General features: G+C 69.9%; 9 protein-coding genes. 1 reads left to right on the forward strand and 8 read right to left on the reverse strand.

What is annotated here, in order from left to right:
- Window positions 1-214: 214 nt before the first annotated feature.
- From QM619_RS03505 to QM619_RS03525, 5 genes are all read right to left on the reverse strand, one after another.
- Window positions 215-4,774 (reverse strand): hypothetical protein, encoded by a 4,560-nt coding sequence (locus tag QM619_RS03505; protein WP_415104361.1) that lies wholly within the window; start codon window positions 4,772-4,774, stop codon window positions 215-217.
- A 3-nt stretch (window positions 4,775-4,777) separates the two neighbouring features.
- Complete coding sequence (locus QM619_RS03510) at window positions 4,778-8,743, reverse strand: hypothetical protein (RefSeq protein ID WP_415104363.1); 3,966 nt, start codon at window positions 8,741-8,743, stop codon at window positions 4,778-4,780.
- 106 nt (window positions 8,744-8,849) lie between these two features.
- Window positions 8,850-9,446 carry a molybdenum cofactor guanylyltransferase gene (locus tag QM619_RS03515; RefSeq protein WP_415104365.1) on the reverse strand — a complete coding sequence of 199 codons (597 nt, stop codon included), beginning with the start codon at window positions 9,444-9,446 and terminating at the stop codon, window positions 8,850-8,852.
- A gap of 216 nt (window positions 9,447-9,662) precedes the next feature.
- Complete coding sequence (locus QM619_RS03520) at window positions 9,663-9,950, reverse strand: putative immunity protein (RefSeq protein WP_415104367.1); 288 nt, start codon at window positions 9,948-9,950, stop codon at window positions 9,663-9,665.
- 6 nt (window positions 9,951-9,956) lie between these two features.
- Complete coding sequence (locus QM619_RS03525; RefSeq protein WP_415104369.1) at window positions 9,957-10,391, reverse strand: molybdenum cofactor biosynthesis protein MoaE; 435 nt, start codon at window positions 10,389-10,391, stop codon at window positions 9,957-9,959.
- Between the two features lie 102 nt (window positions 10,392-10,493).
- On the opposite strand from QM619_RS03525, the gene QM619_RS03530 reads away from it, so the two are divergent.
- Entirely contained in the window at window positions 10,494-11,156 is a 663-nt protein-coding gene (locus QM619_RS03530; RefSeq protein WP_415104371.1) for a SanA/YdcF family protein, read from the forward strand.
- Between the two features lie 528 nt (window positions 11,157-11,684).
- On the opposite strand, the gene QM619_RS03535 is transcribed toward QM619_RS03530, so the two are convergent.
- The 3 genes from QM619_RS03535 to QM619_RS03545 form a co-directional block, all read right to left on the reverse strand.
- Window positions 11,685-12,506 (reverse strand): aldo/keto reductase, encoded by an 822-nt coding sequence (locus QM619_RS03535; protein ID WP_415104373.1) that lies wholly within the window; start codon window positions 12,504-12,506, stop codon window positions 11,685-11,687.
- Window positions 12,507-12,543: 37 nt separating this feature from the next.
- Window positions 12,544-13,221, reverse strand: coding sequence for a DUF2182 domain-containing protein (locus tag QM619_RS03540; RefSeq protein ID WP_415104375.1), 678 nt, complete (start codon window positions 13,219-13,221; stop codon window positions 12,544-12,546).
- A 173-nt stretch (window positions 13,222-13,394) separates the two neighbouring features.
- On the reverse strand, window positions 13,395-15,137 hold the full coding sequence (locus QM619_RS03545; protein WP_415104377.1) for a tyrosinase family protein: 1,743 nt from the start codon (window positions 15,135-15,137) through the stop codon (window positions 13,395-13,397).
- Window positions 15,138-15,174: the final 37 nt, after the last annotated feature.

Raw genomic sequence — 15,174 nt, forward strand, 5'->3', positions numbered from 1 at the left:
CCTCAAGAACAGCCCAAGGTCCGCTGCAGAATTCCTTCAGCGAAGAAATCCGACCGACTGGTGACCAAGAGAACCGTCCCCAGTGACCACGTCGCGCCGATCTCGAACGTCCGGGGACGGTTCTTCGGCGTGCGATTTTCGAACGTGGAAGAACCGTCCCCCGACGTGCGATTTTCGAACGTGGAAGAACCGTCCCCTTGGTCCCTTGGTCCGGTCAGGGGGTGCCCAGTTCGAACTCATCGGCGTAGATCAGCCGGTTCTCCCGTGTGGGCGGGCTGTTCGGATCGCCCAGGTTCTCGGGGTCGCCGACGAAGGTCTCCCATTCCTCGATCCGGACGCGGTGGTCGCCGGCGGTGGTCGGACGGGTGAACGGCAGGCCCTCGGGGACGTCCAGTTCGCCGGTCCAGACCAGGTTGGCCAGAGAACCCGCGTAGCCGCGGACGGCCAGGTCGGTCTGATCGATGGTGACCCAGGCCAGATCGGAGGTCTGGCCGGCGTCCCGATGCTGCAGCTTGGCGCGCAGCACCCGGTTGCCGGTGACCAGCAGCGGATCCGTGCCACGGGCCGGGCCGACGATCGAGATCCCGGCCGGCGAGGTGCCGAACCCGGTGTCGTGAATGCCTACTGGGCCACTCACCAGCACTCGGACGCGACCCGCCGACGTCCGGCTCACCGACGCCGTCCGCTCCGGCGGAATCTGGACGTAGTCGCACAGCACCGGCTTGGAGATGTGCCGACCGGTGACGCTGTACGGCTGATAGCGGACCAGCGCCAGCTGCACGAACGGCCAGAACCGGGCCGGGAAGCCGATGTCGACGAACCACTTGCGGCGGCCCTCGTTGTACTGCGGCCGGTACGGCACCACCCACACTTTCGTGTTCGGGTCCTCGGCGCTGGGGTACTGCTCCGGCTTCCCGGACGGCCCCGCCACCGAGTCGTAGTCGTCCCACCCCACCGCGGCCAGGAACTGGGTGAGCTGCAAGGCCTCACGGTCGTCCACGACGCTGCCGATCCAGAACGGGTCGCCGCCCCACTGGCTGACCCGGGTGGTCTCCGGCCGGTCGCCGATCGCTAACACCACGCCGATCTGCTCGTCGGCGCCGGTGGTGAACCACGGCCGCTCCAGATACACCCGGACGCCGCTGCGTCGGGTCCGGCGCCGCGCCATCGGCTGCGCCGGCTCGGTGCCCTCCTCCCAGCGGAACAGCGGGATCACCGAATGCACCAGCGGCGGCGCCGGCAGCGAGGTGTTCGGCACGTGCACGTCCACCTCGGCGCTGACCGTCGAGCGTCCGTCGTCGATCGGCAGGGCCGGGTCGTCGGACGCCGGCAGCGGCGCCAGCTCGTCGGGGGAGAAATACTCCCGGAACCGTGTGGTCGCCCGGAACCGGTAGTGCACCAGCCGGTGCAAAGTGTCGCCGAACTCGTGCACCGCCTGGTGGGCGCGGAGATGCCCGATGGAGGCGTCGTCGTAGGTCTGGTCGGGGTGGGCGCCCATCAGCACCGCGATGTCCTCCCACGACTCGATCGCGGTCGTCGCGGCGACCTGCCGCTGATTCGGCAGGGTCTTCCACCGCTGGTCGGACAGGTCGTCGAGCACCTCGTCCCAGCGGGCCTCCACGATCAGCGAATCGGTGCTCGGGCCATGCAACTCGACGCCGCCGAGCAGCATCGCATTGGTGGCGTTCGGCGCCCGGAAGACGGTGAACGCCACCGATTCGGGCGCCCGCACCGGACGCGGCACCGCATGCACCAGGGTCAGCGATTCGGACGGGGTGAGCGCCCACAGCCAGCCGTTGACCGCGGCCTGCGCCACGATCGGCACCTTCAGCGCCGGCGGCAGCTGCTGCCACACCCCCATCAGCTCCAGGTCGTCCGGGTCCAGGGTGGACGAGACCCGGGTGCGCAGCATCGTGCCGAGCGGCAGCGACAGGGCGATCAGATGCGGCGTCACCGCACCGCCGAGTTCGGCGGCGCCGTTCAGCACCAGCCGGTAGCCGTCGATCGCCGGCCACTTCTCCGGATCGGGGTAGCGGGCGGTGAAGCCCTCCACGCCGAACGGCGGCACCATCGTCCAGTCCTTGCCGGCGTCCGGAAAGACGAAGCCGAGCCCGCGGGCCAGCACGTCGGGCAGGTACGGGGTGTGCACCAGATCGGTGCCGTGCACCACATACTGCCCCGGACCGGGCGCCTCGCCGGGTGGCAGCGGCAGCGTCCGCAACTCGCCGGGGGACGCGCCGGGCCCATGCACCAACTCCACGCCGTCCTGCGGATCGCGGATCGACGGGTCGTCCAGCCGCGGCAGGTCGAGGTCGAACAGCGTCCCCGATTCGCGGATCGCGGCATGCAGCAACCGATTCACCGTGGCCGGATCGGACGCGCCGATCGCCGCATCGAACGCATGGTGCAACTCGGCCTCGAATTGGCTGGTCTTGGGCGGCACCAAGTGCCGCTCGCAGCTGTCGAACCGGCCGGGATGGACGGCGGCATAGCCGGTCGGATCGGTGTGGCCGACGGCGAGCGTCACCGGATCCTGTTCGACCCCGGAACGGATCACCAGCACCTCGTTCGACTCGCCCTCGCTGTACTGCCGGCGGGGCACGATCGCCGGGGGCGGCACCGGCTGCCACCGGACGTAGGCGACCTCTGGGGTGACGGCTTGGCGTTCGGCGGTGAAGATGCCGGCCAGATCGGGGTTCAGGTCGACCCCGGACGCGATCACCGCGGGGTTGAGCACCGCGGTCGCGGCCGGCGTCACGTCGTCGGCGGTCAGCCCGGACGCCAACGTGCCGCGCACTTCGGCGAGCGCCGAGGCGACCGGCCGGGCGGCCTGGTCGCCACGGACCGCCTGCAGGCGTCCGACGATCTGGGGCAGCACCTGGGCGAACTGCAGGCTTCCCTCGCTGCGTCCCGTCTCGAGGGCCGGCCCGGCGTCCGGCGTGCTCGCCGTGACGCCGCCTCGCAGCAACTGCACCGATTCGGTGGTGAAGCCGCGCAGTCCGCTCAGGTTGGCGGTCAGCCGGGCTTCCCCCTCCGCCGGTGCGGGCTCGGCTGCCGGAGCGGTGCCGACCCGGTGCGGCCGGGAGTTGCCGGCCAGGTCGACGGCCCAGGCCCGGAAGCTGTAGCGGCGTCCGAACCGCAGCCGGGGCAGGGAACCGGGGGCCGCGCGCCGCTCGATGATCACCGGGGTGGACGGATCGTCCGGCGGATGCGGATCGGTGACCACCTTCTCCTCGCCGCCCTCGTTGACCACCGGCAGCGCCGGACGGGCCGCGGACAGGCTCCAGCCGTCCCAGCCGAAGACCGCCTCGTGGACGTGCACCGGCGCCTGGTCGGCCCCGGAATGGGTGGCGGCGGTCTCTTGCAGGAAGGCGACATCGTCGAACTCCAGGGTGCGGCCACCGACCACCTCGGCCCGGACCCGCACCTGGTGCAGCGATCGCCAGATCCGGGTCGCGTCGTCGTGCACCTCGATCCGGACGCCTTGGGTGACGTCCTCGGTGGTCAGCAGCGGAGCATTCGCCGCAGACAGCGGTGGCTGGTCGCGGACAGAGTCCAGCATCGTCCGCTGCCGCTCCATCGCGGACGCCGTGGTGGCGGCGTTGTCGCGGCGGGCAAGGGTCAGGCCGATCGAGCGCAGCGCAGGTGGGGCGGCGTTCTCCGGTGCCCCTTGCAGCGCGGCCGCGGCGGTGCGCAGATAGGACGACAGGTACAGCTCGGTCTTCAACGCGGCACCGTCGGCGTCCACGTCGAGCAGGTCGAAGGCGTCCGCGTTGCCGACCGGGAGGCGTCCGTTGATCCAGGTCGTCTCGTCCTCGGCACGTGTGGTCAGGGCGGTGCCGACCGCCCGGCAGGCCACCCGGACCACCTTGGTCACCTCGTCGCGCCCGGCGATCAGGACGCGGCCCAGCAGCCACTCGCTCTTCGCCAGCCGCGCGGCGTCCGCCTTCAGGTCGATCACCAGGCCGAGCTTGCGCTGCAGCGGCCCGTGGTCGTTGATCAGCGACACACGGGCGTGGAAGTCGGGGATCTGCTTCTCCGGTGGCGGCGGGCCGGGATTGTCGGGGTCCGGACGCCGCTGGTAATCGGTCTCCTCCTCGGGATGGGAATAGAACCGGCGGGCCTGGTGCAATGCCAACTGCGCCATCGCCATGCCGGCACCGCCGACGGTGTTGTCGACCGGCGGCCGGACGTCGAAATACTCGCGCGGACTGCCGAACTCGGCCAGCGGGACGCCCTCGCGGGCGGCGGCGTCCAGCCGTTCGGTCTGCTGGGTCTCGAATCGTCCGACGATCTCCAACGGATTGTTCTGCTGCCGTCCGTCGCCGCCCTGCAATGCCCGGAATATCTCGGTGCCGTACCAGGGCACCTCGTGCACGGTGGGTGGCTCGACGCCGTTGGCCATCGTCGAGAACAGATTGACCGCCTTGGCGATGCCGGTGGTCAGGCCGGGGTGGAAGGTGCGCCACGGGCGCTTGGTCCAGTCCGGCGGCTGGTAGCTGGTGATGGGCGTCTGCTCGGGGAAGACCTCTTCCCACAGGCCGTCCTCGATCTTCTCCAGCAGCGGCGTGCATTCCAGTTCGCCGTTCTGGTCCTCGACCACGAACCGGGCGCTGGCCAGCGCTTTCGGCCAGTGCAGGAAGAGCTCGGTGACCGCGAGGGTGTCGCGCGGGTCGTCCACCTCGATGTCGGGGGAGATGAACAGCGAGACATGGAAATCGGCGTCCGGATCGCACGAATAGGGCAGTGCGACGACGGTGAATTGTTCGCGCATGTTTCACTCCTGTGCGAAGGCGAGGCAGTATTCGGACCACAGCGGCGAGGTGAAGTCGGGCTGCACGCCCATGACTTCGGCAAATGTCGGGTCGCCGTTGCTGCCGGCGAATTTTCGTTCGCAGGAGATCTCGACCGAGGCCGAGAAGCAGAGCACCTTCACCTTGACGGTGATCACCGCCTTCCCGATCATCTTTCCGCTCGGGAAGTCGTAGGTGAGCGACAGGTACAGCTCGATGGAGGCACTGATCAGGCCGAGCACGTCGACCTCGCCGCGCAGCCGGAAATAGGCGGTCAGCGAGCCCTTGTCGGCCTCCATTCGCAGATAGATGCCGAGCGCCATCGACACCGAACCGGACGCCACGCCCAGGTTGACCGACAGGTAGGCGCCGGCCTCCAGGCCCAGCTCGAGCACCTCCAGGCCGCGGGGCGAGAGCCGGATGCCGAACCAGCCGCCGCCGCCCAGGCAGAGCACCGCCAGGTTGAACGGACGCTCCCGTGTGCAGAAGCCGAAGCCGACCGAGACGATGTCGCCCAGGAACGGCACCCGGACGTCGGCGGCCAGCGACATATTCGACAGGCTGAACACGCCGATCGCCAGATTCGGCAGCTCCAGGGTGAAGCCGGCCACCACGCCCTCGGGCGAGACGTCCACATACGGCGGGTCGGAGAAGCCGTCCAGCGGGATCAACTGCTTGATCCGCTCGATGAAGCTCAGAATGCCGATGAACTCGAGGTTGCCGACGGCGGCGTCCACCTCGACCTTGCCGGAGCTGCCGGCCTTGAACATCAGGTGGTCGAACGGCAGCCGCATCATCGGCTCGCCGGGGGGCAGGGTCAGCGCGAAGCCGCGCAACTCGGCCAGCACGTCCGCCTTCGGATGTTCGCCGGCCTGGCCCTCGACGGCCAGCGTCAGGCCGCGTTCGGGCAGTTCCAGCAGCGGCTTGCCGGCCACCATCAGCGACTTCAGCTTCGGCTGCCATTTGAACGAGAACCGGGCGTCGGTGACCGCGGTGGCGATGCCCTGGACGAAGTCGATCACCGACTGCACCATCGCGACATCGGACGCCGCGGTGCGCAGCGCCGTGGTGAGCGCGGTGAGCCGGTTCTTGGCCAACGGGGTGAGCTTCGCGGCGGCGGCTTCCACACTGGTCAGCGCGGCGGCCAGATTGCTCAACGCGGTGGCGAGTTTGCCGGGGGCGGACGCCAGGTCGCCGGGAGCGTCGATGATTGCCTGCAGGACGCCGTCGGCGGCCGCGATCACCTGGTCGACCAGGCCTTGCGCGGCGTTGACGGTGTCATTGGCCTTGGCCAGCACCTCGTCGGCCAGCGCGTCCCGGCCCTGCTCGACCAGGTCGCTCGCGGTCTGCTGCGCCAGGGTGAGCGCCTGCTGGGCCTGGTCGGCGGCGTCCGCGATCGCCTGCTTGAGCTCCTTCAGGTCGGCCATCAACGCCTCGACCTTGGCCAGCGACTCGCTGACCAGGGCGGGGGCGTCGTGCAGGTCGACGCCGACGGCGTCCAGGATGTCGATCAGCGAGACGAAGCCGAACAGCTTCGGCAGCGCGTCGCCGAGGAAGGCGACTGGATCGAAGTCGCCGGCGGCGACGCCCGTCGGGTCGCCGACCGGGCCCTGGCTGCGGGACAACCCCTCGATCGGCAGGGAGGGCGCGATGAAGCCGCCCGCCCCACCGGTGGAGGTGCCGCCGGAGCCGAAGCCGAGGGTGGTCGGCGAGGTCAGCTCGGCCCAGACCTGGCCGGTGTTCCCGGCCCCGAAGCCGTTGTCGAGCCAGGCCTGGGCGTACTTGATCTGCTGCGGGCCGGTCGGCTTCATCCGCTCGACGGCGGGAATGGTGGCTCGCGCGGTGACCAGGCTCGGTACCGAGGTGCCGAGTTGCGGGGTGCCGGTGAAGCTCAGCCCGACGGTCGGGACTGCGTTGTCGACGCCGCCCGGTTCGGACGGCGCGAAGGCGATGCTCTGGCCCAGCCCGTTCGTCTCGCCCAGGTCGGTGAATGCCTTGACCGGGTCGTTGTTGGCCGGGAACGGGGGCTTGAAGTGCTCGGCGACCCAGACCAGTGGGGTGGGGAGCTTCACCTCGCGGCCGTCGGCATCCAGGCAGTGCAGCACGAACTGGAACGGGGCGCCGCCCACATTGGGCACGAAGAAGGTGTCCTGCGCCGCACCCGGATCGGGCGACAGCGTCGGGGTGATGGTGGGCACGATCTCCACCCGGGTGAACGGCAGGTTGCGGGCGGCGTAGGTCTTCACCGGCTCGCCGACGATCAGGAATTTGCGCTGATAGAGGGCGGCGCGGGGGTTGGCCTTGTCCTTGATCCTACGTTCGGTGACCTTGACCAGGGTGGCCCGGTGGCCGAACGGGAACAGGTAGCCGGGGTACGCGACCCGGACGTACTGGTCGCGCCCCATAGGCGCCTCATGGTCCCAGGACAGGACGGACGCCAACCCCTGCTGCGACCAGGGCAGGGTCAGCCATTGGGCGTGCAGGTCGAGCCAGGCGCCCAGGCTGGACAGATACAGTCGGGTGCCGTCGATCGGTGCCGGGTCGGTGATCTTCACCCGGTTGCGGGCCCAGGTCTCGCTGGACTGCCGGACGATCATGTGCCGGTCCTTGGAATCCAGCGACATCCGCATCGGGACGTTGTCGTGGCCGAACTCGGTGCTCGCCCAGTTCGGGAAGCGCTCCCGGTCGCGAGCCCAGACGGCCCGGATCCACTCGGCACCCTCGACGACCCCGTCGTCCTGGCGATGGCCGAGCCGGGTATGCCACAGCTCGACCGCGGTGCCGGAGGCGTCCGGAACCGGCTGGTCGGCGTGCGTCCAGCCGCTCTCGGACGACGGTGAGATGACCAGCCGGAACGGCGCCTCGATCGCGGTCTCGGCCAGGCCGGCCGGGCGGCTCAGCTTCTGCGGGTTGCGCGGGATCAGGATCGGGCCGGCGACGATCCGCGGGTCGACGACCAGCTGGCTGATCGAGACTGTGGCGGCCGGTCCGCCCAGGGTCTTGCGGACGTCGGCGAGGGTGCGGGCGAGTTGGGCGACGCCCGTTGTGGTGTCGGCGGGGTGCACCTCGGCGATCGGTGGAGGTGCCGCGCCGGCCAGTACGGCCCGGTCGAGCAGGCCGGCATTCACCAGGACGGCGAGCTTGCCGGGATCGAACGTCGTGAAGGTGGCCGTCCGGGCCGGACCGGCGTTGGCCAGCGGATGCACCGCCATCGGGTAGCGGGCCAGGGCGTCCAGGAAGCCGGTGGTGCTGACCTCGACGGTGTGGCCGGCCGGCACAGTCACCACGAGCCGGCTGGCCCGGGCCGGGATGCCGCCCACCGGTGTCGGCGGGACGCCGTCCGAAGGGTCGGTGACGTTGGTGGGCTTCTCGGTCGGCTTGGACTCGTTCGGGACGGGGACCGTCTCGCCCTCGTAGGTGGCCTGCTCGCCGAGGTGCTGGAAGGGCAGCGTGAAGATCAGCAGGGCCGGGCTGGGGTCGCGCGCGGTGAGCGTGCCGGCGTCCAGATCGAAGCCGCTGGTGCTGACGATCAGCGAGACCAGGTCGGCTGACCGGATCACCTCGAAGCTGTGCTCGACCTCGATCTGCTGCGCCGGCGGGACGGCGAGGTCGCCCAGGTCGGGCAGGTGAATGGGGACTCGCCAGATCGGGTCGAGTTGGTCGATCGGGACGCGGGGATCGAGGCTCTGCTGGGCGATGATCGGGGGGACGCGGCCGATCGGGATCCGTCCGATCTGAGGCTTCAGCGGGTTGTCGCCGCCGATCGGTAGGCGCTGTGCTACCGGCTCGGCCGGCGTGGGGTCGACTCGCTTGGGTCCGACGGGCTTGGCTCGGTCGAGGCTTGGAACCTTTCCGGCGTCCTTCACCCGCTTCGCGGCAGCCGCGGCTACCCGTGGGGCCTTGGTGGTGCGCTTCAACTTCTTGCCTGGCAGTTCGGTGGATCCGGACACGGCGGGCCTCCTCATCGGGTGCGGCGCACCTGCCAGTCTTGACCGCTTTCCGGGCTACAGCCACGGGGAAGAATTGCGTAGGCACCGGCGATGGTGCCGCGGCGGGTCAGCGCAGGCCGGCGGCCTCGGCCTGCTCGGGAGTGTCGACATCGGCGGCGATGTCGGGGGCGGCGATGCGGTGGACGGCAAGCCCGGACATCAGCCGGCGCACCGACAAGGACCGGGTGGTGTCGAACGCGGCAAGCCGATTCTCCAGCGCCGCCCGGCGGTAGCGGGCGGCCAGATACTGCGGGTAGCCCTCGGCATCCACCAGACAGACGCAGTCCAGGGCGCGCCGGTGGTCGAGCCCGCACCCGACCACCGGCGCGGCGTCCAATACCGCGAGGATCTCGCCCACATGCGGCAGGTCGCAGGCCAGCAGCAGTACTTCGTCGTCGGTCTGTGCCGGCGGCAATGCGGCCACACCGGCGGCGATGCCGGCGACCGGACCACCGAACGGCGGATCCTCCAGGGTCCGGATCACCTGGTCGGCAGCGACGTCGTCCGGCAGATCGGGGGTCACTGCGACGATCCCGTCGCGAGTCGCGCAGGCGTCCACGGCGAGCGCGAGCAGCGAGCGTCCGTCCAAGGTGAGGGCGCGTTTGTCGCGACCCATCCGGGCCGAGCGTCCTCCGCCCAGAATGATCGCGAATCGGCGCTGCATCGGGTCAGCGTAGACGGTCGACGATGCCGGGCCGTGAATAAGGATCCGGATCGGGCTGGTCTGTTCCGGCCCGATCCGGATCGTTGTCTGGGGCACCGGTGGTCGAGCTTGTCGAGACCTTCAGGAGTCCGCGTGCGCAGGGGTTTCGACAAGCTCAACCAACGGTGGGGTGTCATCCCGTGCTTGCCACGGGATCTCGGTGGGGAGCTGGCCGGCTCAGCAGTCGAAGACCGACCAGCAGATGGCGTTGCGCAGGCGCTGGTCATCGAGCACCAGGTCGCGGATCTGCTCCGGGAGTTGCTCGCGCTGCCAGCAGAACTCCGCGCGGCCGAACTCGTCGGCGCGACCCGCCGGCGCGGCCGCCCGGACGGCCTTGAACAACGGCAGTACGTGCTCGGCGCAATCGGCCGCCCACAAGGCCAGCAGCCGATGATCGGGGTCGGTCAGGGTGCCGCCGCGGCGGACGGTGATGAAGCGTGGATCGCGAACCGTGGGCAGAATCATCGGGTTTCAGGGGCAGTTCGACCACTCGGCGGTGCCGTCGGTGAACAGCTGCCGTTTCCAGATCGGCAGGCGTTCCTTGATCCGGTCGACCAGGTCCGAGCAGGTGCCGAACGCCTGGGAGCGATGGGATGCCGACACCGCCGCCACCAGGGCAAGGTCGCCGATCGTCAGCGTGCCGACCCGGTGTTCGACGGCGATCGCGTGGACGCCGTCGCGTCCGGTGAACTCCGCGGCGACCTCGGCGATGACCGTGCCCGCGCTCGGATGGCCGACGTATTCGATGCCGGTGACGGCACGTCCGTGATCGTGGTCGCGGACGGTTCCGGTGAAGGTGACCAGGGCGCCGGCCCGCTCATCGGAGACCAGGGCGGACAGTCGCGCCACGTCCAGCTGCTGGTCGTGGACGGCGGTGTATGCCACGCGGGCCGTGGGAGTCGTCATCGCCGGCGATTCTATGCCCCACTGTCCGGAGGCCGGCTCGGCTGCGTTCTCGTCGGTTGCCCAATGACTCGGCGTCCGGCCCGGTCTGCGTAGCATCGCGGTATGGCAGGGCGCGGCAGGTGGCGGGTCGGATCGGTGTCGGCGTGCGGCGTCCTGCTTGGTGCGATGGTGGTCGCCGCGCCGGCGTGGTACGTCCGCAAGGTCAGCGAGGGCCGGATCCGGACCGTCGACGACGTCCCTGCCCAGCCGGTCGCGCTGGTGCTGGGCGCCGAGGTGTACGCCGACGGACGCCCCTCGCGCTACCTGCGGGCTCGGCTGGACGTCGCCCGCCAGCTGTTCGAAGCGGGCACGGTGCGGACGATTCTGGTCTCCGGCGACAACGCCACCCGGCACTACGACGAGACCGGCGGCATGCGGGACTACCTGATCGCGCACGGGGTGCCGGCGGACCGGATCGTCGGCGACCACGCCGGCTTCGACACCTACGACTCGTGCGTGCGGGCCAAACGGGTCTTTGGGGTCGGCGCCGCCATCGTGGTGAGCCAGACCTACCACCTGCCGCGGGCCCTGGCGATCTGCCACGTGATCGGTCTGGACGCCTGGGGCGTCGGCGACGACACCGTCCGGAACAACCAGGAGATGTGGTCGTACGGGACGCTGCGCGAATTCGGCGCCAACCTCAAGATGGTGTGGGACCTGGTGAGCCAGCGCGAGCCCGTCCTCGGCCCACGGGAAACCAGCCTGGACGAGGCACTCCGCGGCTGAACCATCGAGTGAACCATCGGGGACGGTTCTGGTTGGTTGAAACTCGATCATCGGGGACGGTTCTCGGTGGTCGAAAGTCGACGGCTGGGGACGGTTCTGGACCGGCGGGGACGGTTCCGTTTCGGTTCAGGGGACGGTGCCGTTTCGGTTCAGGGACCGTCCCTGGGTGTTGCTGAGTGGATCTTGTGCCGGTGTTGAGGTTGCCCGGAGCAGCGGTTGAGGTCGGTGGGGCAGAGTTCTTTTGTGCGTGGCACAAGCCGCCACAACCGGCAGGGTTCGGAGTACGGGTTCGGGGGGACCACGGAAACGAACAAGGATCTGGGGGGATCTGCCGGTGGTGGTGAGGGCAGGATCGAGCCGGGTCGGACGGACCACTGGGAGGAGTCGTCCACGACCCGGCTCTCCGCCGTGCGGAAGTCGAGCACCTGTGGACCGCCACCAGAACCGTCCCCCGAACGTTCGAAAATCAACCGTCGAGAACCGTCCCCGGTGGTCGAGAAGCGTCCCCTCGGTCCACCGCCGGTGAGTTCAGCGGCGATTCATGGTCTCCGGGTTGGAGCCGACCCGGTTGCCGGAGTCGACCCCGTCGATCGCGGTCTTGTCGTCGGCGGACAGTTCGAAGTCGAAGATGTCGGCGTTCTCGCGCAGGCGCTCCGGGCTGGACGCCTTCGGGAACACGATGATGTCGCGCTGGATGTGCCAGCGCAGGATGACCTGGGCCGGCGTCCGTCCGATGCGCCGGGCGATCTCGACGATCACCTCGTTGTCCAGATCGGAGCGGCGGCCGAGCGGGCTCCAGGCCTCGGTGGCGATGCCCAGCCGGTTGTTGACGTCGACCAGGTCGAACTGCGGCAGGCTCGGGTGCACCTCGATCTGGTTCACCGCCGGCACCACGTCGCTGGAGTCGATCAGCCGCTGCAGGTGCTGCTGGTGGAAGTTCGAGACGCCGATCGAGCGGGTCAGGCCGTCCGCCTGCAACTGTTCCAGGCTGTGCCAGGCCTGCAGATAGGTGTCGAACTCCGGGGTCGGCCAGTGGATCAGGTACAGGTCGACCTGGTCGAGGCCGAGCTTCTCCAGCGACTCGGCCAGAGCGGCCGGGGCGTCGGTCTGCCGGTTGTTCCACAGCTTGGTGGTGACGAAGATCTCATCCCGTGGGACACCCGACTCGGCGATCGCCTGGCCGACCTCGCGCTCGTTGCCGTAGACGGCCGCGGTGTCGATGTGCCGGTAGCCGTTGGCAAGGGCGAACGCCACATGCTCCTTGGTCTGCTCCGGCGGCATCAGAAACACGCCGAGGCCGAACTGGGGAATGCGGTTGCCGTCATTGAGGGTGATGCTGGGAACGCTCACGATGCTCCTCGATCGGGTGCTGGGATCTCCACCGAGCCTAACCTCGTGCCAGCAGGGTCGTGCCCAGCAGCGCGACGCCGGACGCCAGCCAGCCGATCGCCACCGCCGCACGCCAACGCTCGGGCTGGGTGAGCAGCTTCTGTGCCGCCATCACGATCGCCGCGACCACCGTGGCCCACCACGGATGTCCCGCCAGCATCGACGCCGCCATCGTCGGACCGGTCACCAGCAGACAGGTCATGCCGTGGCGCAACCCGTATTCGACGGCCGCGGCGTCCGCGGACGACCCGGTGTAGCCGACCGGCCAGGTCCGGCAGCATCGTCGCAACGCCCGCCGCTTGATCGAGGTCAGCTCCCACCCGCCCGCGGCCAGGACGACCACCGCCAGCACGGCCGGCGTCGGCGTCCCGACCAGCGACAGGGCAAGTCCGGGCACCAGCCACACCGCGAGATAGCCGAGCCCGAACAGCGCGATCGAGCGTTGCCGGCGCGACCTGGCGGTGTTGAAACCCAGGTACCGCAGGTGCGGGACGGCGGTCGGCAGCATCATCGCGACGATCATCGCCAGCCAGATCAGCAGCCCGTCGTCGATCGGGTGATGGACGCCGGACGCCTCCGCCAGCCCGTGATGGTGTCCCGCCGGCGCTGATCCCACGCTGAACCAGCCCAACCCGACCGCCAGCCAGACCCAGCCGGCCAGGGCGAGGGCAAGCATCAGCCATTCGGGATGACGGTCCAGCCAATCCCGGGCCGCTGGCGCCAGACGTGGAGTGGTCTCGACAGGCTCGACCAGCGGTGGTCCGGTTCGGGTGGGGGTCTCGACAGGCTCGACCAGCGATGGTCCGGTCCGCGGGTGCGCCTCGACAGGCGCAGCCCGCAAAGGAATGGTCATTGGATCAGCAGCGCGATCGTGCCGATCACCACTTCAGGCTCGGGCGGCGCCTCCTCGGCGATCGGATTCACCGGAGCCAGGGTGGCCCGGAACTGCTCGGCGTCCCAGCGGTCCTCGGCGTCCAGACGTTGCACCAGCGCGGTGACGTCGAAGATGTAGCTGAGCTCGTGGTCGGCGTCCGGTTGCTGCGATTCGCGCAGGCCGAACAGCGGCAGGGTGCCGACCAGTTCCGGCGCGCCCGAGGTGGGCTGCAGGAACACGCCCCACTCGGCGCTGGGCAGCCGGTCGGCGCGGATGTGCTCCACCGACACCAGGAAGCGCTGCGCGGCCCGCGTGGTCGGCGCGTCGGTCGGGAAACTCACCTCGGTCGCCCCGTCGGTGAGCCGCACCGGTTCCTCCGCGGCACCCACCCGCTGCGGGGGACGCCGGTCGCGCGGCCGCTGCCGGCCGCGGGTGATGTCGTCCATGGCTCCTCCTGCGCCCGCCGAGGCGGGGATCGAGGTGTCGGCGTAGCCGTATCCGAGGTTGGCAAGGTTCAACACGCTGCCACAGGTCGGCTGGATGCGTTGCCCGGTGGCGTCCAGGAACTCGAAGCTGCGGTCGACGAACCGGCTGCCGGTCGGGTCGAGGCCCAGTCCGGTGGTGCTGCGCCAGACCTCCCACAGCCGGTCCAGGTTGGCGTGGTGGAGCCAGAAGATCGGGTCGCCGGCAGCCTGGTCGAAGTCGCTCATCTTGCCGGTCGGGCCGCCGACGAAGACGTGTACCGAGCCGTGCGGGGTGATCTCCAGCGGTCCGGGAATGGCGTTCGGGGCGCCGGCGTGGTTGAAGCCGGTCTCGGTGCCGGCGAAGGCCGGATCGAACGGACCCGAGTAGGGGGTGGCCGGGAACCAGCCGGCCGCCGTGGTCTGGGCCGGCTCCAGGCGGGCCAGCCGCGGCGCCGGCTCACCCCGGAAGCGGACCGGCGAGTTGATGCCGAGGTCGCGGGCCGCGTCGTACAGCGGGTTCGGCGCGCCGTCGTCCAGCGTCGGGCTGCGGAACGCGGGCGGCAGCGAGCGGGCGCCGTCGCGGTCGTAATCCCAGTAGGGCAGTGCCCAGGTGGCCTTGGTGTCGTCGTCCACCTCGTCGGACTCGACGATGATCGAGCGGCAGATCGACTCGAATGCGTGCAGGTACATCCGGTGCCAGGGCAGGAAGTACCAGCAGAAGTGCTGGCACGTATTGCGCAGGCCGTCGTTGGGGTCGGGGAACATGCCGTGCACCTGCGTGTGGTGGCTCCACAGCCGGTGCTGCGGCCCGGCGTTGCGTTTGAGTTCGCGGACGGCGACCGCATACGCGGCGATGATCGGATGAGTCGACGCCCCCTCGGGCTGCAGGACGAACACGTCCTGGCGGACGAACGCCTGCGGCTCTGGCTCAGGCGGGGTGACCGGCGGTTCGGCGGCCTTGGCGATCTCGTCGAGCCGGACGACGGTGCGCGGCCCGACGTCGTCGAACAGCTCGTTCTGCGGCACCTGCAGTTCGACGACCTTGAATCGGACGACGGCCTGCGCCGTCTCCTGGCCGTAGATGCCGTCGGCACCGTGCAGCGGCAATGCGGCGGCGTCCCACCGCAGCAAGGCCTGTTGCACCTTGCCGACCGCCGGATCGGCCGAGTTCTGGAACCTCGAGATGCGATCCGGGCCTCCATCGGCGATGCGTTCCAGCAGCGGGTCACCGGCGAACAGTTGCGACCTGAGCATGTGGCCTCCCTGGATGGTACGCACCGATCCTGCCAAC

The sequence above is a fragment of the Micropruina sp. genome, assembly GCF_047606665.1.
Lineage (GTDB): Bacteria > Actinomycetota > Actinomycetes > Propionibacteriales > Propionibacteriaceae > Micropruina.

Coding starts and splice junctions, on each gene's coding strand:
- QM619_RS03520 (WP_415104367.1), bottom strand. CDS start 9,950: ATGATTCTGCCCACGGTTCGCGATCCACGCTTCATCACCGTCCGCCGC.
- QM619_RS03530 (WP_415104371.1), top strand. CDS start 10,494: ATGGCAGGGCGCGGCAGGTGGCGGGTCGGATCGGTGTCGGCGTGCGGC.
- QM619_RS03525 (WP_415104369.1), bottom strand. CDS start 10,391: ATGACGACTCCCACGGCCCGCGTGGCATACACCGCCGTCCACGACCAG.
- QM619_RS03505 (WP_415104361.1), bottom strand. CDS start 4,774: ATGCGCGAACAATTCACCGTCGTCGCACTGCCCTATTCGTGCGATCCG.
- QM619_RS03545 (WP_415104377.1), bottom strand. CDS start 15,137: ATGCTCAGGTCGCAACTGTTCGCCGGTGACCCGCTGCTGGAACGCATC.
- QM619_RS03540 (WP_415104375.1), bottom strand. CDS start 13,221: ATGCTTGCCCTCGCCCTGGCCGGCTGGGTCTGGCTGGCGGTCGGGTTG.
- QM619_RS03515 (WP_415104365.1), bottom strand. CDS start 9,446: ATGCAGCGCCGATTCGCGATCATTCTGGGCGGAGGACGCTCGGCCCGG.